Here is a 22,718-nt window from a genome sequence, read left to right as displayed (position 1 = left end):
CCCTCCCTCAGGATGTCTTCGGCGGCCAGGGAATGAGCGAGCTGGTGCGGGCGATGTACTCCGCATAGCCCGGCCGCTGGTGCGTCAGCCGCTTCTCGTAGGAGGGCCCGCCGCTGTAGCGCAGGAACATGGTCAGCAGCAGCAGCGGCCCGGCGATGGAGGCGATCCCGAGCCAGCCGGTTTCGGCCGCGATCAGCCAAAGGCCGAACCAGACGCACAGGTCGCCGAAGTAGTTGGGATGCCGCGTGTAGCGCCAGAGGCCGCTGTCCAACACCTTGCCGGCATTGGCGGGGTTGGCCTTGAAGCGCACCAGCTGCCAGTCGGCCAGGCTCTCGAACAGGATGCCGAACACCACGATCCCGGCGCCGACCCAGCCGACGATCCCGATCGCCGCCGGGGTGGTCGACATCTGGCCCAGCTGCACCGGCAGGCTGGTCACCCACAGGATCGGTGCCTGCAGGGCGAACACCAGCCGCCAGGCGGCGGTGGAATAGCTCCAGCCCTTCTTTTCCTGCGCCCGCTCGAGCATCTTCACATAGCGCCGGTCCGGCCCGTGATGTCGCCAGCGCCACAGCATGTAGCCGCCCAGCCGCAGGCCCCAGAGGCAGACCAGCGCGGTCAGCAGCTGCATCCGGGCCGCCGACCCGTCAGCCTGGACGAAGGTCGCCACCCCCATGGACGCCAGCCCCAAGGCCCACCAGGCGTCGATGAAGGTGACGTCCTTGATGGCGCTGCCAATCAGCCACAGGACCACGAACGAGGCGAAGCACAGGGCCGCATTGATCCCGAGGATCAGGGCGACATCGGTCAGGGGCGGCATGGTCGGGGCGTCCTCCTCAAGGGCGCCGGCTTTGCGCCGGACTTCGGTCTTGCAACGCAAGTTACACGGCAGGATAAGTCGGGCAAGGGCCAGCTTGCCGCCCCCCATCGGGACAACGAGAGTCCGCCACCGCAGCCGAGGACCTTTCCATGGCCGAACCGCCGCCGCTTCAGGCCCTGATCGGGTCCCTCGTCTTCTACGGCCGCTTCGCGCCGTCGTTCACGCGCATCGGCTATATCGCGCGGGGCCTGCCGTTCCGCCCGGTGAAGACGCCCGCCGAGGGCGAGGTCTGGCTGGTGACCGGCGCGACCGGCGGCCTCGGCCGCGCGGCGGCCCTGCGCGCGGCCCGGCGCGGCGCCACCGTGCTGGCGGTCGGCCGCAACCGCGCCGCGCTGGACAGCCTCGCCGCCGCCGCGCCGGCCGGGGGGATCGTGCCGGTCGTGTGCGACCTGTCCGACATGCGGGCTGTCGCCGCCCTGCCCGCCGCCCCCGAGCTGGCCGGACGCCCGGTCGATGTGCTCGTCAACAATGTCGGGGTGCTGATCCGCGACTTCAGCCGCACGCCGGAGGGGCTGGAAACCTCCTACGCCACAAACCTGCTCGGGCACCACGTCCTGGCCAGCGGCCTCGTCGCAGCCGGCAGGCTGGCGCGCGGCGCGGTGATCCTCAACGTCGTCTCCGGCGGCCTCTACAGCGTGCCGCTGAACACCCGCATGCTCAACATCCCCGAGGCCCACTACAACGGCTTCGCCGCCTACGCCTCGCACAAGCGGGCGCAGCTGGCGCTGGCCGACCACTGGCGCGGCCGCTTCGCCGACCTCGGCGTGCGGACCTACGCCGTCCATCCGGGCTGGGCCGACACGCCCGGGGTCCAGACCAGCCTGCCGGTGTTCCGCCGCCTCCTCGGCCCGATCCTGAGAGACGCCCACCAGGGCGCGGACACCATCGACTGGCTGGCGGCGGCGCGGCCGCCCGAAGCGATCGACCAGATCTGGTTCGACCGCCGCCCGCGCCCGGCCCACGCCTTCGCCCATACCCGCCAGCCGGCCGCCACGACGGCGCAGCTGCTGGACCTGCTGAATGCCGATGCGGCGCGGCTGGGCCTCAGAACCGCCTGAAGACGCCCGCGACCCAGGCCCCGGGCTCGTCATCCGCCTCGGTGCGGCCCAGGCTCAGGGCCCATGCGCCGAAGTCGCGCGACACGGTCGCCTCGACATCGACCCTGGGCTCCGCGGCGAAGGCGCCGCGCTCACGCCCGACCTTGAGGCCGAACGTCACCGGCCATGTCTCCGGGGCCAGTTCCAGCCCGGTCCAGAGATAGCGATTGCTTTCGTCAAGCGCAGCCTGGGCCGGCGCATGGGCATAGCCGAGGGTCCAGCTCACCGGCCCGAAGCTGCGGGCGACCGAAACGGGCAGCTCAACATAGTCGACGCCCCGCGCACCCGGGTAGCCGTAGCCCATGAGCCCTAGATCAAGCGTCCAGCCCGCAATCTCGCCGCTCCAGCCGACACCGGCTGTCAGCTCGATGTCCGAGGTCGGCCCGGACCCGTCGCCGATCGCCGCGACGGAAGAGGCGTAGCCGGTGACATACCAGCCGGACGCATGCCACGCCGACCCGCCGGCCTGGAGCGCCGGATCCCCGTCCGACAGGCTGTAGCCGCGGTAGCGATAGTCGCTGACGACGCCGACCTCGCCCTCGACGCTCCATGACTGGGCCACGGCCGGGCCGGCTGCGGCAAGGATGATCGTCCCGAGGGCGGGAACCAGTCCGTGTTTCACGCCGCGACTTCCTCCGGGACGGCCTCGCCGGGGCCCTGCGTTTGCGCCAGCGCGGCAAGCAGCGCCGGCGGCGAGATGGGCTTGGTAAGGTGGGCGTCAGCGCCGGCCGCTGCGCTGGCGGCCACGTCGGACGGCATCCCGTTCGCCGTCACCGCGATGATGGCTGTCCGCGGCAGGCCGGCGGCCATCTCCCTGGCGCGGATCTCCCGGATGGCGGTGAGCCCGTCCATGACTGGCATCTGCAGGTCCATGAGGATCACGTCAAAGCGTCCGGCGCTGAAGGCGTCCAGGGCCTGCTGGCCATCCTCGGCCATGGTCACCGAGGCCTCCACGGTGGCGAGAATGAGTTCGATCACCCGCCGGTTCACCGGGTGATCGTCAACGCACAGGATCCGCATCCCGGCCACCTCCGGGTCCGGCGACGAGGTTTCGGGCGTTTCCTCGGGCTGCGCGCCCGGCGGCAGCGGCAGGCGCACGCGGAACACGGCGCCCCGGCCCGGGATCGAACGCGCGCGGATCCGGCCGCCCATGGCCTCGGTCAGGGCCCGGCTGATGGCGAGGCCGAGACCGGTTCCGCCGAAGCGCCGGGAAATGGAATCGTCCGCCTGCTCGAACGGCTTGAACAGATGATCGGCGGCCTCGCCCTCAAAGCCGACGCCCGTGTCGGCGACAACAAGCGTGACCCCCCGGGAATCGCGCCTCAGACGCAGTTCAACGCGCCCGGCGTCCGTGAACTTCACTGCATTGCCGATCAGATTGGACAGGATCTGACCGACCCGATCGCCGTCCCCACGCACCCAGACGGCCATTCCCTGCCGGATGTTCGACCGCAGGGCGACGCCCTTGGCCTTCGCCGCAGCCGCATGAAGGTCGGCGATGTTCAGGGCCACGACCGCGAGATCGAACGGTTGATCCTCAAGGGTCACCCGCCCCGCTTCGATGCGCGCCACGTCGAGCACATCATCCACCACGGAACGCAGCATCCGGCCGGACGCCACCAGCGTCTGCGCCATCTCCCGGGCCTCCTCCCCGGCCTGACGCGCCTGCAGCAGCTCCGCCATGGCGATGACGCCGTTCAGCGGAGTCCTCAGCTCATGGCTCATGTTGGCGAGGAAACGCGACTTGGCGGCGTTGGCGCGCTCCGCTTCATCAAGGGACGCCTTGAGGTCAGCCTCGTTGGCCGCGAGCTGCGCCAGCAGGGCGCGCACCTTGAGACCGCCGCTGAGAAGGGCGGCCACGAGCAGCAGCAAGGCGGCGGCGAGCCACGGGGCGGCGCCGTCGAGCAGCCCGAACCCCGGTCGGGCAGGCGTCCAGACGATGGCGTGGTCAACACCCGGGCCGCTCACGAGCGGGATCGCGGTCTCGCCCGCCGCCGCCCCTGACTGCGAAAGCCGAACCCCGGTGAGACCGAGGTCCCGCTCAAGATCGTTGACCAGCGACGACACGCGGCGCGCGGAGACGATTACCGTCCCCGACGGCGATACGGGCGCGGTGGCGTCCTCGCCGACGACGGGCGCCGCGGCCACCAGATAAGGTGCGCCCTGGTACACAAGGATCGCCCGTTGCGGCCGAACGGCGTCGAGACCGGAATATGGCGGCTGGACGACGGAAGCCGCAGCGACCAGATCGGCGGCGACGCTGACCAGACCGGCGAGCCTGTCGGGCGCAACCGCCTCACTCGCCTCGGACGCATAGAGCCCCTGACTGTCCGCGCCGACCAGAACCGTCAGGTCGTGCCCCATGAAGTCAGCGTAGTAGTCGCCGAAATTGGCCTGCATCCAGGCCTGGTCGTCCTGGCGGATAGCTTCGACCGCCTCGTCCCAGACGCTGGCGGAGACCACATCGTCGACCAACCGTTCAAGACTTCGGTCGATCCGCCGCTGGACCAGCTCGTGTTCATAGGCCCGGTGAGCACGATCAAGGGTGGCGGCGGCATAGCCGGTCAGACCCGACACGGCGAGAACAAGCGCCACGCTGCCGACCAGCGCCGCCCCGACGATCCGCACCACCGCCCCCCGTCTGGCGTTCCCGCTCATCCGACGCCTCCCTTCAGAGAGCAGTGTTGGCCCAGGCGCCCTTAAGCCCAGATGAAGCCGCCCGGAGGCTTAGACCAAAGTCGTCCTCCCGCGACGGCGCGCTTGCGATCAGTCTGCAGCCTATGGCCCCGCCGGACGGGGTCGAGACGCCGCGTCAGGCGGTGCGACGGGAGGACATACGGATCATGGCGACATCAGCCGCCCAGACGCCCGGGGAGGGCGAACACATCGTCGACCGGAAGGACCGCATGGTCATTCTGGCCTCGTCGGTGGGCACCGTCATCGAGTGGTACGATTTCTATCTGTACGGCTCGCTGGCGGCGATCATCACAGCCCAGTTCTTCTCGGGCGTGAACGAGACCACCGGCTTCATCTTCGCCCTGATGGCCTTCGCCGCCGGCTTTGCGGTGCGGCCGTTCGGGGCCATCGTATTCGGCCGGCTCGGCGACCTGTGGGGCCGAAAGAACACCTTCCTCGTCACCATGGCGCTGATGGGCCTGTCGACCTTCGTGGTCGGCCTGTTGCCCGCCTACGCGGCCATCGGCATCGCCGCCCCGATCATCCTGGTGCTGATGCGCCTGATCCAGGGGCTGGCGCTGGGCGGCGAGTACGGCGGCGCCGCCACCTACGTCGCCGAGCACGCCCCGCACGGCAAGCGCGGCTTCTACACCTCCTTCATCCAGATCACCGCCACCGCGGGCCTGCTGCTCAGCCTGGTGGTGATCCTCGGCGTGCGCATGGCGGTCGGCGAGGAAGCTTTCGCCGAGTGGGGCTGGCGCATTCCGTTCCTGGTCTCGATCCTGCTGCTGGGCGTGTCGCTGTGGATCCGGCTGAAGCTCAGCGAGAGCCCGGCGTTCCAACGCATGAAGGCCGAGGGCAAGGGCTCATCGACCCCGCTGAAGGACTCCTTCGGCAACTGGGGCAACCTCAAGTTCGTCCTGGTCGCCCTCGTCGGTCTCGTCGCCGGTCAGGCCGTTGTCTGGTACACGGGCCAGTTCTACGCCCTGTTCTTCCTCGAGCGGGTGCTGAAGGTCGACGCCCCCCTCGCGAACACCCTCATCGCCATCGCCCTGCTGCTGGCCACGCCCTTCTTCGTCTTCTTCGGCTGGCTGTCGGACAAGATCGGCCGCAAGCCGATCATCCTCGCGGGCTGCCTGCTGGCGGCGGCGACCTACTTCCCGCTGTTCCACGGCCTGACCCAGGCGGCCAACCCGCGGCTGGCGGCGGCCGTCGCCTCGGCCCCGATCACCGTCTACGCCGACCCGGAGGACTGCTCGCTGCAGTTCGACCTGATCGGCAAGGCGACGTTCAACTCCAGCTGCGACCTGGCCAAGAGCTACCTGGCCAAGGCGGGCATCAACTACGAGAACATCGCCGCCCCGGCGGGGACGGTGGCCCAGGTCCGTATCGGCGAGACGGTGATCCAGAGCTTCCCCGGCCAGACCCTGCCGCGCGAGGCGTTCGTCGCCCGCAAGGCCGCCTGGGACGCCGAGGTCGGCGCGGCCCTGACCGCTGCGGGCTATCCGGCGAAGGCCGACAGCGCCCTGGTCAACAAGCCGATGGTCGTCCTGATCCTGTTCCTGCTCGTGTTCTACGTGACCATGGTCTACGGGCCGATCGCGGCGGCGCTGGTCGAGATGTTCCCGACGCGCATCCGCTACACCTCGATGTCCCTGCCGTATCACATCGGCAACGGCTGGTTCGGCGGCTTTCTGCCCACCACCGCCTTCGCCATGGTCGCCGCCACGGGCAACATCTACTACGGCCTCTGGTACCCGATCGCGATCGCCGTGCTGACCGTCATCGTCGGTGTGCTGTTCGTGAAGGAGGGCAAGGACGTCGACATCCACGACTGACCCTTCCCTCCCCCTGTCAGTCATGGACGACGGCGCGGATCGGGCAACCGGTCCGCGCCTGTCGCTTGCGCCGCGCACCGCGACGTCGTCTGCTTCTCCCCGATGCTGAGCCTGCTCATCCTCACGGCTGTCGCGGCCTATGTGGCGATCCTGTTCGTCGTCGCCGCGCGCTCGGATCGCCCGGCGGCGCGCGAGCGCCGTGGACCGGGATGGATCTACGCCCTGTCGCTGGCGATCTACTGCACCTCGTGGACCTACTATGGCGCGGTCGGCACCGGGGCGCGGGTCGGCTGGGAGTACCTGGCCATCTACATCGGTCCGGCTTTGGGACTGACCGTGCTGTTCCCGGTGTGGCGGCGCATCGCCGAGGCCGCCCGCCGCGAGAACATCGGCTCGCTGAGCGACTTCATCTCCTCGCGCTACGGCAAGAGCCAGAGCCTCGGCGCGGTCGTGGCCGTCGTCGCCATCCTCGGCTCCCTGCCCTACATCGCCCTGCAGCTGCAGTCCCTGTCGATGGCGTGGCGGCTGATCACCGCCGGCACCCCGGCCGAGGGCTCCGAGGGCGTGACCGTGCCCGTCATCGCCGCCGTGCTGGCCGGCTTCACCCTGCTGTTCGGAGCCCGGCGCGCCGACCTGACCGAGCATAACCGCGGCCTGATCCACGCCGTGGCGCTGGAGTCGGTCATCAAGCTGACCGCCCTTCTGGCCATCGCCGGTCTGGCGGCGGCGCTGCTGCTGGGCGCCGGCACGCCGGCCTGGGCGATCCGCCAGAGCCTCGGCCCGCTCGCCGCCCCGCCCGACATCGACGTCCGCTTCCTGACCATCGTCCTGTTGTCGACCCTCGCCATCTTCTGCCTGCCGCGCCAGTTCCATGTGGCCTTCGTCGAGGCGGCGGAGCCGGCGGCGGTGCGCCGCGCCCGCTGGGTGTTTCCACTCTATCTGCTGCTGACCAGCCTGGCGGTGCTGCCGCTGGTGGCTGCCGGCGGCCTGTTTGTTCCGACCGGCAATCCGGACCTGCACGTGCTGGCCCTGCCCTTCCTCGAGGGCGCGCCGCTGCTGACCCTCGTCGCCTTCGTCGGCGGCTTCTCGGCCGCCACCGCCATGGTCATCGTCGAGACGGTGGCGCTGGCCGCCATGGCCTCGAACAGCCTCGTCCTGCCGTGGCTGGCGCGCCGCCGGCGACCGGCCGACGACCCGCGTATGGCCGCCTCCGTCCTGCCCGTGCGGCGGCTGATGATCGTCCTCGTGCTGTTTCTGGCCTGGCTTTCCTACCAGGCGCTGGACCGCAACGCGGGGCTGGCCGCCATCGGCCTGATCTCCTTCGCCGCCCTGGCCCAGATGGCCCCCGCGTTGTTCGGGGCCGTACTCTGGCGCGGCGGTCAGGCGCGCGGCGCCCTGTGGGGCATCGTCGCCGGGGCGACGGTGTGGGCGGTGATGCTGGCCTGGCCGCAGATCGGCCTCAGCCTCGGCCTGTCCGACGGTCGGCCGTTCGGGCTCGAGGATCCCCTGCCGGCCGGCGTGGCGCTCAGCCTGCTGGTCAATGTGGCGGTGTTCGTCGGCGTCTCCCGCCTCGTCCGGCCACGCCTCGTTGATCACGTGCAGGCGCGCGCCTTCCTCGACCGGGGCGAGGCCGCCGGGCGCGCCTTCGACACCACCGCCGGGGTGACCGCGGCCGACCTCAAGGCGCTGGTGGCGCGCTTCATCGGCGAGGCGGGCGCGGCGCGCGGCTTCGCCCGGCTGGAGCGGGACCGCGGCGGCCCCCTGCGTGACCAGGCCCCCGCCGACGCCGGCGTGGCGCGCGCGGCCGAGCGCATGCTGGCCGGGGCGGTCGGCGCCTCCTCGGCGCGCCGGGTCATCGCCGCCGCCCTCGCCGATGGCCGACGTGACCCCGAAGCCGTGGCGCGCCTGCTCGACGAGGCCTCCGAGGCGGCGCAGTTCAACCGCGATCTGCTGCAGGCCACGCTCGACGCCATCGATCAGGGCGTCAGCGTGGTCGACGACGACCTGCGCCTGATCGCCTGGAACCAGCGCTATCTCGAGATGTTCGAGCTGCCCGTGGGCTTCGTCCACGTCGGCCAGCCGGTCGCCGAGGTCTACCGCTTCAACGCCGAGCGCGGGGAAAGCCCGGGCGACGTCGAGGCCTGGGTCGAGCGCCGGCTCGACGCCCTGCGCCGCGGCGCGCCCCATGAGCACGAGCGGGCCCGTCCCGACGGTCGCATCCTGCGCTCCAACGGCGCCCCCCTGAAGGGCGGGGGCTATGTCACCAGCTATACGGACATCACCGAGCTGCGCCGCGCCGCCGAGGCCCTGTCGGAAGCCAACGAGGCGCTGGAGAGCCGGGTCGCCGACCGCACGCGCCGCCTCGCCGAGGCCAAGCAGGCGGCCGAGGACGCCACCGCCTCCAAGACCCGCTTCCTCGCCGCCGCCAGCCATGACCTGCTGCAGCCCCTCCATGCGGCCCGCCTGTTCCTCGCCGCCCTGCGCGAGAACGCGGCCGACGGCGGCGAGGCGCGCGAGCTGGCCCTCAACGCCGATCGCTCGATCGAATCCGCTCACGGCCTGCTAACCGCCCTGCTTGACCTCTCCCGCCTCGAGGCCGGCGGCGTGCAGCCGAACATCCGGCCCGTCGCCCTCGGTCCCCTGTTGCAGACGCTGGCGCAGGAGGTCGCGCCGCTCGCCCGCAGCAAGGGCCTGATCCTGAGGGTGCCCGCAACCGACCTGTGGACCGTCTCGGATCCCGATCTGCTGCGGTCGCTGCTGCAGAACCTGATCGGCAACGCCGTGCGCTATACGGCGCGGGGCAAGGTGCTGGTCGGCTGTCGGCGCGAGCCCGATGGCGTGCGCGTCATGGTCGCCGACACCGGCCCCGGCATCCCGGAGGACCGGCTGGAGCGCATCTTCCAGGCCTTCACCCGCCTGCCCGACGCCGCCGGTCAGCCGGGGGCCGGACAGCCCGGCGCCGGGCTGGGCCTGGCCATCGTCCGCAGCGTCTCGCAGCTGCTGGATCATCCGGTCGAGGTCCGCTCCACCCCGGGCCGCGGCTCGGTGTTCAGCCTGAGGCTGCCCCGCGCGCCGGCGGGTCCGCCCCCGACCGAGACCCATGCGCCCGCCTCGCCGGTCGCCGGCCTGCGCGTGCTGTGCGTCGACAACGAGCCGGAGATCCTCGAGGCCCTGTCGCTGCTGCTGACGCGCTGGGGGGTGACGCCGGTGACCGCGGCGGACGCGGCGGCGGCGCTGGCGGCGACGGGGCCCTTCGACGCCGCCCTCGTCGACCTGCACCTGGGCGACGGCCCCGACGGGCTGGCGGTGGTCGAGGCGCTGCGCGCCCGCGGCCTGTCCCGCATCGCCATGGTCACCGCCGACCGCGAGGAGCCGCTCAAGGCGCGGATCCGCACCCTGGGGGCCGTGCTGCTGCCCAAGCCAGTCCGGCCCGCAGCCCTGAAGGCCTTCCTGTCGCAGCCCGCGACCCGGCGCGCTGACTGACCGGGATCAGAGCTGCAGCGAGCGCGCCAGCAGCACCGCCTGGGTCCGGTTCTGCACCCCCAGCTTGCGGAACACGGCGGTCAGATGCGCCTTGATGGTGGCTTCGCTGACCCCGAGGTCGTGGGCGATCTGCTTGTTCAGCCGCCCCTCGCGAAGCCCTGAGAGGATGCGCAGCTGCGACGGGGTCAGGCTGGCCAGCCGCCCGTTCAGCGCCGCCTCGTCCGGCCCGTCGTCCGGCAGCGCGGGCGACCAGCTGTCCCCCGCCAGCAGGGCCCGGAAGGCCTCGACCATCTCCTCCAGCCCGGCGGACTTGGGGACGAAGCCGGCGGCGCCGAGGGCGAGGGCGCGACGGACGGTCGCGGCGTCCTCGCTGGCCGAGACCACCGCCACCGGCGCCGCCGGATGTTCGGCCCGCACCCGGCTCAGACCGAGGAAGCCCTCGCTGTCGGCCAGCTTCAGGTCGAGCAGCAGCAGCCCGACCTCCTGCGCCTCCAGCAGGGCCAGCGCACCGGCCAGACTGTCGGTCTCGAGGATTTGGGCCCCGGGCGCGGCGCGCTCGACCGCCGCGCGCAGGGCTGCGCGGAACAGCGGATGATCGTCAGCGATGACGATGGGGTCCATGGAGCCTCCCGGCGATCTGCGTCGCTTCACGCCCATCATATCGACTTTGGTCGAGTCTCGACCATTGGCTAATGGCCCGCCCGCCTGCCGTGGCGCACCCTGAATCATGGCAGGGTTCGCAGACGGCGAAACCGGGAGGCGAAGATGGCGTGGGCGAAGGGCGGTGTGGCGCTGGCGGCGCTGGTGATCGCGGCGGCGGCAGGGGCTCCCGCCTCGGCCCAGTCCGCCGGCAGTCCCCAGGATACGGCGGCGCTGGAGGCCCGCATCGCCCAGCTCGAGGCGGCGCTGGTCGAGCTCCGGGCCGAGATGGCCGCCAGCCGGGCCCAGCCTGCGGCCGCGGCGGCGTCCCCGGCGCCGGATGTGATCCGGCTGGAGGGGCGTCCGACCTCGCCCCCGGCCCCGCCGGCGCCCCCCGCCAATGGCTTCCGCATGGGCGACCAGACCCTGACCTTCGGCGGCTTCATCAAGGCGGATGTGTTGGCCAGCCGCTATGACGGGGGCGACCCGGCCAACGGCGACGCCCTGCGCGACTTCTACCTCCCCGGCGCGATCCCCGTCGGCGGCGCCGACGAAGGCACGGCGCTGGATTTCAACGCCCGCCAGACCCGCCTGTGGCTGGCGGCCCAGGGCCGCTTCGGCGAACGCACGGTCGGCGGGCGGGTCGAGATGGACTTCCAGGTCCTCCCAGGTGCGGGGGACCAGCGCACCACCAGCCCGGCCAACCTGTCCCTGCGGCGCGCCTTCGTCACCATCGACGGCTGGTTGATCGGTCAGGAGTGGACCAACTTCCAGAACCTGTCGGTGCTGCCCGAGTCCGCCGACTACGTCGGCGTGTCCGAGGGCACGGTGTTCGCCCGCCAGGCCCAGATCCGCTGGACCCGCGGCCCCCTCTCGATCTCGGTAGAGAACCCCGAAACGACGGTCACGCCCCTCGGCGGCGGGGCCCGCATCGTGGCTGACGACAACGCCCTGCCCGACCTGACCGCCCGCTGGACCCGGACCGGGCCGTGGGGCGAGGTGTCGATCGCCGGCCTCGCCCGGTCGCTCGCCTACGAGAGCCCGGTCGCCGCCATCGACGCCACCGCCACCGGCTGGGGCGTGTCGGCCGCCGCGCGCCTCAAGGTAGGGGCGCGGGACGACGTGCGGGCCATGCTGACCGTCGGCGAGGGCATCGGGCGCTACGTGGGCCTGAACTTCAGCAATGACGCGGTTCTGACCGCCACCGGCGATCTCGAAACCATCGGCATCACCGCCGGCTTCCTCGCCTACCGGCGGGTGTGGAGTGACGCCTGGCGTTCGAACCTCGTCTGGTCGGCGCAGCAGGTGGACAACACGCTCAGCCTGACCGGCGCCTCGGCCAACGACTGGGCCCAGAGCCTGCGGGCCAACCTGATCTGGACCCCGGTCCGGCCGGTGGACATCGGACTGGAGCTGATGCGCGGCGAGCGCGAGCTTCAGAGCGGCGCCTCGGGCGAGCTGACCCGGCTGCAGGGTTTCGTGAAATACGGCTTCTGAGGACAACGCCATGTCGGATCGCGACGTCTATCCGGTCTTCCCCGAGGCCGCTGCAAGGGCCCACATGACCCGGGAAGGGTACCAGGCCGCGTGGGAGGCCGTGCGCCGCGACCCGGACGCCTTCTGGGCGCAGCAGGCCCGGCGGCTGAACTGGATGTCCTTCCCCACCCGGATCAAGGACGTCAGCTTCCACGAGGCCGACTTCCGCATCCGCTGGTTCGAGGACGGGGTGCTGAACGTCGCCCACAACTGCGTCGACCGGCATCTTCCCGAGCGGGCGGACCAGACCGCCATCATCTGGGAGGGGGACGATCCGGCCGACAGCCGCCACATCACCTATGCCGAGCTGCACGCCGAAGTGTGCCGCATGGCCAATGTGCTGAAGGCGGCCGGCGCCACCCGCGGCAGCCGCGTCACCCTCTATCTGCCGATGATCCCCGAGGCCGCCTACGCCATGCTGGCCTGCGCCCGCATCGGGGCCATCCATTCGGTGGTGTTCGGCGGCTTCTCGCCCGACAGCCTGGCCGGGCGGATCGAGGACTGTGACTCGACGATCGTGGTGACCGCCGACGAGGGCGTGCGCGGCGGCAAGCGCATCCCGCTCAAGGCCAATGTCGACGCGGCCCTGGCCCGCACCCGTTCGGTGCGCAAGGTCATTGTGGTGCGCCACACCGGCGCCGATGTGCCCATGGAGCCCGGCCGCGACCTCGACTACGGCGTCGAGGCGGCGAAGGTCTCCGCCGACTGTCCGTGCGAGCCGATGAACGCGGAAGACCCGCTGTTCATCCTCTACACCTCCGGCTCGACCGGAAAGCCCAAGGGGGTGCTGCACACCACCGGCGGCTATCTGCTGTGGGCGTCGCTGACCCATCAGCTGGTGTTCGACTATCGCCCCGGCGAGGTGTTCTGGTGCACCGCCGATGTCGGCTGGGTCACCGGCCACACCTATGTAGTCTATGGCGCCCTGGCCAACGCCGCGACCACCCTGATGTTCGAGGGCGTGCCCAACTACCCGGACGCCCGCCGTTTCTGGCAGGTGATCGACAAGCACAAGGTCGAGATCTTCTACACCGCCCCCACGGCCCTGCGGGCGCTGATGAAGGAGGGCGACGGGCCGGTGAAGGCGTCTTCCCGGGCCTCCCTGCGGCTGCTGGGCAGCGTCGGCGAACCGATCAATCCGGAGGCCTGGCGCTGGTACTTCGACGTGGTCGGCGAGGGGCGCCGGCCGATCGTCGACACCTGGTGGCAGACCGAGACCGGCGGGACCCTGATCTCGCCCCTGCCCGGCGCCACCGACATGAAGCCCGGCTCGGCCACCCGGCCCCTGCCCGGCGTGGAGCTGCAGATCGTCGACGCCGAGGGCCGGCCCCAGGACGGCGCCGCCGAGGGGGCGCTGGTGCTGACCGACAGCTGGCCGGGTCAGATGCGCACGGTCTGGGGCGACCACCGGCGCTTCTTCGAGACCTACTTCAGCACTTTCCCGGGCAAGTACTTCACCGGCGACGGCTGCCGCCGCGACGCCGACGGCGACTACTGGATCACCGGCCGCATCGACGACGTCATCAATGTCTCGGGCCACCGCATGGGCACCGCCGAGGTGGAGAGCGCGCTCGTCGCCCACGAGGCCGTGGCCGAGGCCGCGGTGGTCGGCTTTCCGCACGACATCAAGGGCCAGGGCATCTACGCCTATGTCACCCTGAACAGCGACGCGGCCCCCAGCGAGGACCTGCGCAAGGCGCTGGTGGCCTTCGTGCGCAAGGAGATCGGCCCGATCGCCGCCCCGGACGTGATCCAGTTCGCCCCCGGCCTGCCCAAGACCCGTTCCGGCAAGATCATGCGCCGCATCCTGCGCAAGATCGCCGAGAACGACCTCTCCAGCCTCGGCGACACCTCCACCCTCGCCGACCCCGCCGTGGTCGACGACCTGGTCCGGGAACGTGCGGGGGCGAGCCAGGGCTGATCGGGACTGATGGAGCCAGCGGGCGGGCAGAGACGCCGCCGCTGCCGAGTTCCGCGACCACGTAGCGGCCTCGACAGAGCTCATACTCCCAGAGCCGATGTCCCTCGGCTGGCGCGACCCGTCAGGCGCCGTGCAACCGGTTGCACGGCGACGTCGGCATCGCCCGTGCCGCCACCCCGGCGGCGTCTTCCGGGGATGAGGCTCTCCTCCACTCTGGTCTGATGATCGTAAAGCCCGCAGGGCGCCCCGGCGGAGACTGGGCGGCGCAGCGCGCGCGGCTGCCAACACGTCTGGGATGGTCAGCATCGGCCCGGCAGGGGCTCAGACCGCCGCCCGCGGATAATGGGTTCGTTTCGCAGAATTTGTCTTCCGAAGGGACGCCCCCACCCTTGCAGCCGGTTGCACCGCGACCGCCCGCCCCTTGGCTTCACGCACTTCGCCTCGCCCGGGCATCTCCCACGGACGCCTGACACCAGACACGTGGCGCATGCGCATCGACCCGCCGACTGTGCCCCGCAGCCACAGCGAATGGGTTCGTTTCGCAGAATTCTTGCGCCAGCTTTGGTGGAGCCGCGGAGCTTGCAACGGGTTGCACCCAGCCCACGCGCCCGCCTCGTGGGTCGCCCGTACAAGCCCGGCCTTACAAATCCAGGGGCGGAGACATCAATGACGCCACCCACAAATCAACAAACTCAAGCATGCGGACTGCCTTCGCTCGCCCCTTTTACTTATCTCGCAAATTCAACATGTGTAGACGACAAAAAAGCGCGCTACTTTTTTCGGCATTTTAACAAGAACCAAGATTGCGCTGACGGAGAGAATCACCTCACTCTGGAAAAAAATTGAACCCATAGGTGTGCAATGACATATCCGTATTACACCCTGACGCGGGACTACTTTGCAGAGCCCAGGCCCGGAGCGCCTCAGCCAGGCGTGCGCGCAAGGGTGCGCAAATTGCTGCTGCCGGCCGGACAGATGCTGATGAGGCTGTCTGATCCGGATGTGACCCCCGGTCTGTTCTGCCTTGTTGACGCGCAGCTCCGGCCGCAGCTCGACCGGCAGGTCTTCGTTGACCTTGAGGCCGTGACCGCCGTGCGGTTCGCCCAGCCGCATGTGCGGGATCAGACGACCCCGTTCACGACACCCGTCTGAGCGCCACAGCCGGATCCGACCACGAGGCCATCAGATCCGGCCGCCCCGTCAGAGGGGCGCATCCAAGACCTGGCGTGCCAGCTTGGCCTGCAACCCGTTGCACGCGGTCCGTTCGGCCGCGGCGAACACCACTTTGGGAGCCTTCAATGATCTTCGCCTTCACCGGATATCGCGACCCCTGCGGGGAAGACCCTGCGCTGCCCGTGGGGCAGCTCCTGATCCCGACCGGGCGAACCGACGAGGATATGCGCAGCTTTCATCCCGTCGACCGCATGCTGCGGCCCCACCTGGATCTGGTCTGGGAGCTCTGGCCCGAAGAGGTCCTGCCCGTCTGTTTCGCGCCGGACGCCTACGCCAGCCAGATCAGCAGCGGCCTGGTTTAAGCTCGCGGTCCTACTCTCTGAAGCCTGAGTAGGCTCCCCAGCGCCCTGGCCTGGGCTTCATGGATACGTCTCAGGGACTGGATGGATGCGGGGCGCTGCGCGTTCAGGCTGGCCAACGTCTCGCTCATGGTCTGGGCGTAGGCCCGCCGCGCCCGCTCCAGCACCACGAGATTGACGAGGAAGACCTCCACCTCATCGGCCGCGACCCCAAGCGGCTGGTCTTGTCCCGCCGCGCGCTCACGCAGCATCTGCGCGATCTCCTCCTCGGTGATGCGCGCATGGATACCGTGTCTGAGAGCGTTGAGGCTGGATCTGGCCCGCCCCTCGGGCGAGCGGGGGCCCGTGCTGTGACGCGCGTTGGCGCGGTTTGCTCTTGAACGCCGGGTCCGGGCAGGGTCCTCGCCCGTATCAGTCACGTCTCTGGCCACCATCGCGCTGGCTGTCCTGCGGCGGAAGCAGGCGCCGGTCCAGAGTGGCCGTCAGCGACTGGGCGCGCTTGCCGAGGGACATCAGGATGGCGTCGATGGCCACAAGATCCCGCAGGGCATCGGCGATCCCGTCTTCGTGAGCCTCTCGATAGTGCCGCGTCAGGTTCATGAATTGGTGTTCCTCCGTCATGCCCGAGCGCACCATGCTGCTGGCCACGCGTTGGTCTGCGCCGGGCACGTGCACCAACTCGTTGGCCCTTATGGCATCTTGCGTCGTAAACCTTCTGGCGACGGCTTGGCTGCCGATCGCGTTGCCCAGGACCGCTTTGCGCGCCAGCCTGTAGTGCTCGGTCTGCAACTCGTTGAAGGCCAGTTCCTCCACAAGCATCCAGTCGAGCACGGAGGCAGGCAGGTAGCGGTCGTAAAGCGCCAGCGTGGTGTTCGCCAAATGCTGCCGGTCCTCGTAGACCGCCATGCGGGCAAACCGCCGGATCCGCTCCGCGACCTCGGGCGGGATATCATCTGCCTCGTCGCCCTGGGCTTGCTGCGGGGCTTCGGCAGCAGGCGCGTCTTCCGGAGGCGCTTCGGATGCATTTCCGCCGTCGGGTGCGGGTTCGGTCTCCGCGGGCGAAGCCCCGCGCGACGCGCGTGTCCGGTGCCGCACGGCCCCGGGTGTTCTCTCATCCACGCCCAGCCTCCGAAAGTTCTTCAGAGGCCATCACCCTCAAGCACGACCGCACGCCAGCAACACCCTTCAGGAGTAGGCACCCAAACCCTGGCGAGCATGCCCTCGCCAGCCAGGATCAGGCAAGGGCCTCGGTTTCCAAGGCGCTGCAACGGATTGCACGGGGGGCTGTCAGCCCTTCCACCCCCGCCACCACGCGACGAACCGCCCCAGCCCCTCGGACAGGGGCACCTTCGGCGCATAGCCGGTCAGGGCGTTCAGCTTGCTGACGTCGGCATAGGTGGCGGTGACGTCGCCGGGCTGCATGGGGCGCATGATCTTGATGGCCTCGCGGCCCAGATGGCCCTCCAGGGTCGAGATCATCTCCATCAGGCCGACGGGCGCGCTGTCGCCGATGTTGTAGACCTCGTGGCCGCCATGTGCGGGTGGATGGTCCAGCACCCCCACCACCCCGTCGACGATGTCGTCGATGAAGGTGAAGTCGCGCGCCATCTTCCCCTCCCCGTACACCTCGATCGGCTCGCCGCGCATGATCTTCTCGGTGAAGCTGAAGTAGGCCATGTCCGGCCGGCCCCAGGGGCCATACACCGTGAAGAAGCGCAGGCCCGACTGGGGGAAACCGTAAAGCGTGGCGTAGCTCTGGCTCAGCAGCTCGCAGGCCCGCTTGGTGGCGGCGTAGAGCGACACCGGGCTGACCGTCGGGTCGTCCTCGCGGAAGCCGCCGGCGCCGCCCGCGACCGCCAGCGGCCGGTCGCCATAGACCGAGCTGGACGAGGCGTAGACCAGGTGCTCGACCCCGCCGTGGCGGCAGGCCTCCAGCACCGACAGGTGGCCGGCCAGGTTGGAGCGCTCATAGGCGAAGGGGTTCTCCAGCGAGTAGCGCACCCCCGCCTGGGCGGCCAGGTGCACCACCCGGCGCGCGCCGCTGTCGGCCACCAGGGCGCGGAAGGCCTGATGGTCGGCGATGTCCATCCGCACCATGCGGAAGCCCGGCCGGCCCTCCAGCCGCGCGGCGCGGGCCTCTTTCAGGGCGGGGTCGTAGTAGGCGTTGAACTCGTCGACGCCGATCACCGCCTCGCCGCGGTCCAGCAGGCGCTCGGCCACGTGCAGGCCGACGAACCCCGCCGCCCCCGTGACGATCACCGGTTTGCCGTCTGCAGCGCTCACACTTGCCTCCGTCACGCGTCCCTCGGACGCCGCATAGCGCGGCCCGGTCTCGCGCGACAGTCCCGGGGAAACGGCAAGGGCTGATACCCGGCGCCGTGTCAGGATCGGAGAAAACCTGGAACGTCCGCCTTCAGACGACGCCTCAGTAGGCGTTGGTGCGGGCCAGCAGCAGCGGCACGGTCCGGGCGATGATCGCCAGGTCGCCGAGGAAGGACCAGCGGGCGGCGTACTCGGCGTCGGCCTGGACGCGCCGGGCCATGCATTCCAGCTGATGGATCTCGCCCCGATGGCCCTGGACCTGCGCCAGGCCGGTCAGACCGGGCCGCACGGCGAACCGGTCAGCGTAGCGCGGCAGCAGGGCGCCATAGTGGGCGTCGTGGGCCAGGGCGTGCGGACGCGGCCCGACCAGGGACATGTCGCCGCGGATGACGTTCAGCAGCTGCGGCAGCTCGTCGAGGCTGGTCTGGCGGATGAAGGCCCCGACCCGGGTGACGCGCTGGTCGTTCTTCGTGGCGTGGGCGATGACGTCGCCGTCCTCGGCCACGGTCATGCTGCGGAACTTGTAGATGGTGAAGACCTTGCCGTTCAGCCCGGTGCGGCGCTGGCGGAACAGCACCGGCCCCCGGCTCTCCAGCACAATGGCCAGGGCGATCAGGGCGTAGGCCCAGATCAGCGCCACCAGCACCGAGGCGGCGACGACGATGTCAAAGGCCCGCTTCAGCGCCGGGCACACGGCAGTGCGGCGGAAGGTCGGTCGCCAGCCTGCGCCGGTAACGACGTCGGACGACGTCGTCGCGCCAGTCGCTCCATGGAAGCTGTCAAACATCGTTATCCCCACCAAGCCCCGATAACGCACTTAACTGAAGGTAAAGCCCAGCCCATATCGCACCGCAACATGAAACGGCTGTAACAGCGCCAAAACACCACCCAGAAGTTGTCACGGTGGCCCCGGCGCCACAGTTAGCGGTCGATTAACCGCGTCGTTTCACGGTCTGCTCAGCCTAGGGCGCCAGGATGACGGTATGAGCATCGGCCTTTCCCCCTCCGCCCTGTCGCAAGCCCCACGGGCTCCCAAGGCCGCGACGCGGCGCGGCGTGCGGCCAGGCCCCCTGCTCGGTTATGGCCTCGCCGCCGCCCTGTCGGCGACGATCTGGGCCGGCATTTTTGTGGCCGTCGGCCGCCTGATCGGCTGATCCGGCGGGCGTCAGCCCCGTCCGCGCACTTGGCCGAAGCCGAACTGCAGGCCCAGCAGCAGCGCCCACATGGCGGCAATCGACGGCACCTGCAGGGCATAGTCGGTCAGGCCATGCACCAGCACCACCACATTGGCCGCCACCAGGGCCCTCAAGGCCCAACCGCCGCGCGACAGGGTCCCGGCGCGCAGGGCTGAGGCGATGATGGCAAGGCCGATGAGGGCGAACATCGGGGCGGACCCGATCAGGCCGGCCTCCTGCAGCCACTGTAGATAGACATTGTGCGTGGCCCGGATGTTCCAGAGCTCGCGATAGGTCTCCGCCGACATCAGATAGCTGTTCACATCGATAAAGCTGCCGAGTCCCGAGCCCCAAAGGGGTGCATCGAGGAAGGCGCGCCAGTGCACGGCGAAGATCACCGAGCGCACGTCGACATCCTGATCCAGCGCCGCCACCCGGCGGAGCACCAGGTCGTTGCCAAGCCCCACGACGATCGCGGCGATCAGGGTCACGCCCGCGGCGACGCCCAGCGTCTTCCATGAGCGCCCCGGCTCGGCGAAGGCCTGCCAGACGCCGAGGGTCAGCACGCCTGCCAGTGTCGCCAGGGTCCCCATGCGCGACCCGGTCAGGATCAGGGCGAACACCAGCAGGGCCAGAGGCGCGACGGCGAGCGAGATGCGGCTCCAGCGGTCGGGTCCGGCCAGCTCACGGCTCTCACGCAGCGCCCGCAGCAGCCAGCCGGTCGCCAGCAAGGCGAGGATGCCCAGCATGGTCGCGGCGCTGTTGGCCGACAGCAGGCCGCCGCCGAGACGCCCGGCCTGCCCGATCTGGGCGCCCGACAGGAAGATGATCAGGGCGATCGCCGCCCAGATCGCCCCGCCGACGAGGATCACGGACCCGAGGCGCACGCCCCAGGCCCGCTGGCTCCCGGCCATCGCCCCGAACAGGAACAGGGCCGCCAGGCCGAGCAGCTGGGACATGGCCAGCAGGGTGGCGCTGCGATTGACGCTGATGGTCGGCGGCAGGCCGGCCCATTCCCAGATGGGGTGGGCGGCCCCGGCCGGGCCAGGGCCGAGGGTCACGGCGGCGAGGACAAGGGTCAGGACGAACAGGGCGGCGACCGGCCAGAGGCCCTTCAGCTGCGGCAGGGCCTGCCGCAACCGCGGGAACGCCAGGCCGACGATGAGGATCAGCCCGCACAACGCCGTGAGGGCCTGGGCGGCCATGGGCTGGTTGGCCCCGAACAGCAGGTGCGCGCCATAGAGCGGGGCCACGGCCGCCGCCAGCAGCGCGGTGCCCCGCCAGCCGATCTGGCCCCGCCGCGACGGCGACGGGCCGAAACCCGACGCGCGCGGCGCGCCCCCTACCCGACGTCGACGGCTCAAGCGGTGTAGTACTTCTTGTAGTCCGCGTAGTAGTAGCCCGCGTCGCCGTAGCCGTACTTGGCCTGGGCGTTCATATCGACCTGGGTCAGGGCGAGGCCGCTGACGTGAGCGCCGGACTGCTCAAGCACCTTCAGCGCCGTGGCGATGGCCTTCTCCGGCGTCTTGCGCCAGCGCGCCAGGAACACGGTGACGTCCGCCTTGGCGGTGAGGATGCGGGTGTCGGACACGGCCAGGGTCGGCGCGGTGTCGAGGATCACCAGATCGAACCGCTGGCGCGCCTCGGCCAGCAGATTGTCCATCGCCGCGCTGCCGAACACGTCCTTGGGCGTGAAGCCGCCCGACGTCAGCGGCAGCACCCAGGCGCCCGACGGCGCATCGTGGGTCATGGCCTGGTCGAGCTTGGCGGAGCCGTTCAGGACCTCGATCAGGCCGACGGTCGGCTCGAGCGCCAGCAGGCGGTTGACGTTCCGGCGGCGCAGGTCGCAGTCGATGATCAGCACCTTGGCGCCAGCCTGGGCCGAGACGCGGGCCAGACACACGGCCGTAGTGGTCTTGCCCTCGGCCGGCAGGGCCGAGGTCAGGGCGACGACCCGCGTCGTGGCGCCGATGCGCGAATAGAGGATCGCTGCGCGCAGGGCGCGCACGGCCTCGGCGAAGGCCGACAGCGGCTTGTTCACTACATAGTCGACGGGCGTCATGTCGCGATCGACCGCATCGGCCACCGACGCCATCATCGGCACGGCGCCGAGGGCCGGCAGACCGAGGCGACGCTCGACGTCCTCGGCCGTGGTCAGGCCGGAGTCGAGCATCTCGGCCAGTACCACGGCGGCCAGACCGCCGCCCAGCGCCAGCACCAGACCCAGCATCAGGTTCAGCGGCACATTCGGCGAGCTCTGGCTGACGGGCACCTTGGCGCGCGACACGATCCGCGCGTCGCTCTCCTGGATGCCTTCCTGCGAGCTGGTCTCCTGGAAGCGGCCGAGGAAGCTCTCGTAGAGGGCCCGCACGGACTCCGCATTGCGCTCCAGTTCGTTCAGGCGAACGGCCGCGGCGTTGTTGGCCGCGAGGGTGCCGCGGGCGGCGCCGAGGCTGCCGGCCATGGAGCCGGTGCGCTCGCGCGCCACCTGGGCCTGGGCCTCGAGGTTGGAGATGATGCGCTGGATTTCGGCCTGGATCTGGGCGTCGATGTCGACCAGCTGGCGCTGGGCCCGCACCATTTCCGGGTGATTGGGACCGTAGCGGCCCGACAGGTCGGCGACCTCGCGGCTGACGGTGGCGCGCTGCTCACGCAGACGCTGCACCACGATGGAGCCAAGGGCCTCGCCGACGTCATCGCCGGTCGAGCCGCGGGCAAGCTGGGCCCGCGCCGTGCGCAGACGGGCCTCGGCCTCGGCCTGCTGGGCCCGCACCGTCGCCAGTTGCTGATTGTAGGTCGAGATCTCCTGCTCGGTCAGGGTCGAGCCCGAAGCGCTGAGCAGGTTGTTGGCGGCGCGGTACTGCGCCACGGCCGCCTCGGCAGCCTGGACCTCGACGCGCAGCTCGGCGAGGCGCGAGTTCAGCCAGGTGTTGGCCTGACGCGTAGCGTCGAACTTCGCCTCCAGCTGCTCCAGCATGTAGCGGTCGGCGAAGGTGTTGGCGATGCGCGCCGCCTTGGCCGGGTCCTCGGACGTGAAGCCCACGTTCATGACGTAGGTCAGGCCGGCGCGGCGGATCGACAGGCGGCTCAGCACGGCGTCGACGACCCGCTCCTTCTCCAGGGCGGCAGCCTCGGCGCTCAGCTGCTCCTGCGCCGCATCCGGCGTGGCGGCCCCGAGGAACACGGCGATCCCGCCAATGACCGACCCGATCGGACCGGGGGGCGCGAGGCGGCTGTTGAACTCCGGGTCCTGCGTCAGGTTCAGGGTGTCGACGACGCGCTCGGCCAGCTGACGCGAGCGCAGCACCTCGACCTCGGTATCGACGGTCGAGGAATCGGCCGGCAGCCCGGACAGCACGGCCTGGGTGTCCACCACCTGCTGCTGCTGGCGGTCGATGATCAGATTGGCCGTCGCCGTGTACATCGGCGTGGCGCGCAGGGTCAGGATGACCGTCGCGACCAGCACCAGCAGCGCCACCGCCGCAAACAGACGCAGCCGCCGGCGGAACACCGCCAGCAGCCGCTTCAGGTCGAGCTGAGGAAGCCCGGGCTCTACACGCCCGAAATGAGCGTCACTGTCCGCCCCGAGATCGTGCGGGCCCGCTTGTCGATTCAACAC

At 70.4% G+C, this 22,718-nt stretch carries 18 protein-coding genes; 8 read left to right on the top strand and 10 right to left on the bottom strand.

The window, feature by feature from the left end:
• Positions 1–7: 7 nt before the first annotated feature.
• Positions 8–820 carry a DUF1295 domain-containing protein gene (locus VGN74_RS03340; RefSeq protein WP_327445936.1) on the bottom strand — a complete coding sequence of 271 codons (813 nt, stop codon included), beginning with the start codon at positions 818–820 and terminating at the stop codon, positions 8–10.
• Between the two features lie 149 nt (positions 821–969).
• On the opposite strand from VGN74_RS03340, the gene VGN74_RS03335 reads away from it, so the two are divergent.
• Positions 970–1,938, top strand: a complete 969-nt coding sequence (locus VGN74_RS03335; RefSeq protein WP_327445935.1) for an SDR family NAD(P)-dependent oxidoreductase — start codon at positions 970–972, stop codon at positions 1,936–1,938.
• On the opposite strand, the gene VGN74_RS03330 is transcribed toward VGN74_RS03335, so the two are convergent.
• Together VGN74_RS03330 and VGN74_RS03325 are read right to left on the bottom strand one after the other, a co-directional pair.
• Complete coding sequence (locus VGN74_RS03330) at positions 1,925–2,599, bottom strand: TorF family putative porin (protein ID WP_327445934.1); 675 nt, start codon at positions 2,597–2,599, stop codon at positions 1,925–1,927. The genes VGN74_RS03335 and VGN74_RS03330 overlap by 14 nt on opposite strands.
• Positions 2,596–4,635 carry a hybrid sensor histidine kinase/response regulator gene (locus tag VGN74_RS03325; RefSeq protein WP_327445933.1) on the bottom strand — a complete coding sequence of 680 codons (2,040 nt, stop codon included), beginning with the start codon at positions 4,633–4,635 and terminating at the stop codon, positions 2,596–2,598. Before VGN74_RS03325 ends, VGN74_RS03330 begins: the two co-directional genes overlap by 4 nt.
• 185 nt (positions 4,636–4,820) lie before the next feature.
• Between VGN74_RS03325 and VGN74_RS03320 the strand changes: the two genes are divergently transcribed.
• Together VGN74_RS03320 and VGN74_RS03315 are read left to right on the top strand one after the other, a co-directional pair.
• A complete protein-coding gene (locus tag VGN74_RS03320) occupies positions 4,821–6,491 on the top strand; it encodes an MFS transporter (RefSeq protein WP_327445932.1) in 1,671 nt (556 codons plus the stop codon).
• A 102-nt stretch (positions 6,492–6,593) separates the two neighbouring features.
• Positions 6,594–9,974 carry a PAS domain-containing hybrid sensor histidine kinase/response regulator gene (locus tag VGN74_RS03315; RefSeq protein ID WP_327445931.1) on the top strand — a complete coding sequence of 1,127 codons (3,381 nt, stop codon included), beginning with the start codon at positions 6,594–6,596 and terminating at the stop codon, positions 9,972–9,974.
• Between the two features lie 6 nt (positions 9,975–9,980).
• On the opposite strand, the gene VGN74_RS03310 is transcribed toward VGN74_RS03315, so the two are convergent.
• The gene (locus VGN74_RS03310; RefSeq protein WP_327445930.1) at positions 9,981–10,595 is read right to left on the bottom strand and encodes a response regulator transcription factor; all 615 of its coding nucleotides are present in this window, start codon (positions 10,593–10,595) and stop codon (positions 9,981–9,983) included.
• Positions 10,596–10,739: 144 nt separating this feature from the next.
• On the opposite strand from VGN74_RS03310, the gene VGN74_RS03305 reads away from it, so the two are divergent.
• The 4 genes from VGN74_RS03305 (at position 10,740) to VGN74_RS03290 (ending at position 15,605) form a co-directional block, all read left to right on the top strand.
• Positions 10,740–12,110, top strand: coding sequence for a DcaP family trimeric outer membrane transporter (locus tag VGN74_RS03305; protein ID WP_327445929.1), 1,371 nt, complete (start codon positions 10,740–10,742; stop codon positions 12,108–12,110).
• Between the two features lie 10 nt (positions 12,111–12,120).
• On the top strand, positions 12,121–14,070 hold the full coding sequence (gene acs, locus VGN74_RS03300; protein WP_327445928.1) for an acetate--CoA ligase: 1,950 nt from the start codon (positions 12,121–12,123) through the stop codon (positions 14,068–14,070).
• 954 nt (positions 14,071–15,024) lie between these two features.
• On the top strand, positions 15,025–15,222 hold the full coding sequence (locus tag VGN74_RS03295) for a hypothetical protein (protein WP_327445927.1): 198 nt from the start codon (positions 15,025–15,027) through the stop codon (positions 15,220–15,222).
• Positions 15,223–15,368: 146 nt separating this feature from the next.
• Positions 15,369–15,605, top strand: coding sequence for a hypothetical protein (locus VGN74_RS03290; RefSeq protein WP_327445926.1), 237 nt, complete (start codon positions 15,369–15,371; stop codon positions 15,603–15,605).
• On the opposite strand, the gene VGN74_RS03285 is transcribed toward VGN74_RS03290, so the two are convergent.
• The 4 genes from VGN74_RS03285 to VGN74_RS03270 all read right to left on the bottom strand — a co-directional run bounded on the left by VGN74_RS03285 (position 15,602) and on the right by VGN74_RS03270 (position 18,711).
• Complete coding sequence (locus tag VGN74_RS03285) at positions 15,602–15,853, bottom strand: hypothetical protein (protein WP_327445925.1); 252 nt, start codon at positions 15,851–15,853, stop codon at positions 15,602–15,604. The genes VGN74_RS03290 and VGN74_RS03285 overlap by 4 nt on opposite strands.
• 160 nt (positions 15,854–16,013) lie before the next feature.
• Entirely contained in the window at positions 16,014–16,721 is a 708-nt protein-coding gene (locus VGN74_RS03280; RefSeq protein WP_327445924.1) for a hypothetical protein, read from the bottom strand.
• 168 nt (positions 16,722–16,889) lie between these two features.
• The gene (locus VGN74_RS03275) at positions 16,890–17,885 is read right to left on the bottom strand and encodes an NAD-dependent epimerase/dehydratase family protein (protein ID WP_327445923.1); all 996 of its coding nucleotides are present in this window, start codon (positions 17,883–17,885) and stop codon (positions 16,890–16,892) included.
• A 142-nt stretch (positions 17,886–18,027) separates the two neighbouring features.
• A complete protein-coding gene (locus VGN74_RS03270; protein WP_327445922.1) occupies positions 18,028–18,711 on the bottom strand; it encodes a sugar transferase in 684 nt (227 codons plus the stop codon).
• Positions 18,712–18,907: 196 nt separating this feature from the next.
• Between VGN74_RS03270 and VGN74_RS03265 the strand changes: the two genes are divergently transcribed.
• Entirely contained in the window at positions 18,908–19,078 is a 171-nt protein-coding gene (locus VGN74_RS03265) for a hypothetical protein (RefSeq protein ID WP_327445921.1), read from the top strand.
• Between the two features lie 11 nt (positions 19,079–19,089).
• Here the strand turns inward: VGN74_RS03265 and VGN74_RS03260 are convergent, their stop codons facing one another.
• Together VGN74_RS03260 and VGN74_RS03255 are read right to left on the bottom strand one after the other, a co-directional pair.
• Entirely contained in the window at positions 19,090–20,463 is a 1,374-nt protein-coding gene (locus VGN74_RS03260; protein WP_327445920.1) for an O-antigen ligase family protein, read from the bottom strand.
• Positions 20,460–22,715 (bottom strand): polysaccharide biosynthesis tyrosine autokinase, encoded by a 2,256-nt coding sequence (locus VGN74_RS03255; protein ID WP_327445919.1) that lies wholly within the window; start codon positions 22,713–22,715, stop codon positions 20,460–20,462. The genes VGN74_RS03260 and VGN74_RS03255 overlap by 4 nt, the downstream gene beginning before the upstream one ends.
• Between the last annotated feature and the right edge of the window lie 3 nt (positions 22,716–22,718).

Origin of the sequence: Brevundimonas sp., from assembly GCF_035998205.1 — a bacterium.
In the GTDB taxonomy this organism is placed as follows: domain Bacteria; phylum Pseudomonadota; class Alphaproteobacteria; order Caulobacterales; family Caulobacteraceae; genus Brevundimonas.
This window is presented reverse-complemented; position numbering and strand designations above follow the sequence as displayed.

Bases quoted from the DNA above. Each gene is read 5' to 3' on its own strand.
- acs (WP_327445928.1), top strand. From the start codon at position 12,121: ATGTCGGATCGCGACGTCTATCCGGTCTTCCCCGAGGCCGCTGCAAGG.
- VGN74_RS03310 (WP_327445930.1), bottom strand. From the start codon at position 10,595: ATGGACCCCATCGTCATCGCTGACGATCATCCGCTGTTCCGCGCAGCC.
- VGN74_RS03290 (WP_327445926.1), top strand. From the start codon at position 15,369: ATGATCTTCGCCTTCACCGGATATCGCGACCCCTGCGGGGAAGACCCT.
- VGN74_RS03325 (WP_327445933.1), bottom strand. From the start codon at position 4,635: ATGAGCGGGAACGCCAGACGGGGGGCGGTGGTGCGGATCGTCGGGGCG.
- VGN74_RS03340 (WP_327445936.1), bottom strand. From the start codon at position 820: ATGCCGCCCCTGACCGATGTCGCCCTGATCCTCGGGATCAATGCGGCC.
- VGN74_RS03305 (WP_327445929.1), top strand. From the start codon at position 10,740: ATGGCGTGGGCGAAGGGCGGTGTGGCGCTGGCGGCGCTGGTGATCGCG.
- VGN74_RS03335 (WP_327445935.1), top strand. From the start codon at position 970: ATGGCCGAACCGCCGCCGCTTCAGGCCCTGATCGGGTCCCTCGTCTTC.
- VGN74_RS03320 (WP_327445932.1), top strand. From the start codon at position 4,821: ATGGCGACATCAGCCGCCCAGACGCCCGGGGAGGGCGAACACATCGTC.
- VGN74_RS03270 (WP_327445922.1), bottom strand. From the start codon at position 18,711: ATGTTTGACAGCTTCCATGGAGCGACTGGCGCGACGACGTCGTCCGAC.
- VGN74_RS03315 (WP_327445931.1), top strand. From the start codon at position 6,594: ATGCTGAGCCTGCTCATCCTCACGGCTGTCGCGGCCTATGTGGCGATC.
- VGN74_RS03265 (WP_327445921.1), top strand. From the start codon at position 18,908: ATGAGCATCGGCCTTTCCCCCTCCGCCCTGTCGCAAGCCCCACGGGCT.
- VGN74_RS03285 (WP_327445925.1), bottom strand. From the start codon at position 15,853: ATGCTGCGTGAGCGCGCGGCGGGACAAGACCAGCCGCTTGGGGTCGCG.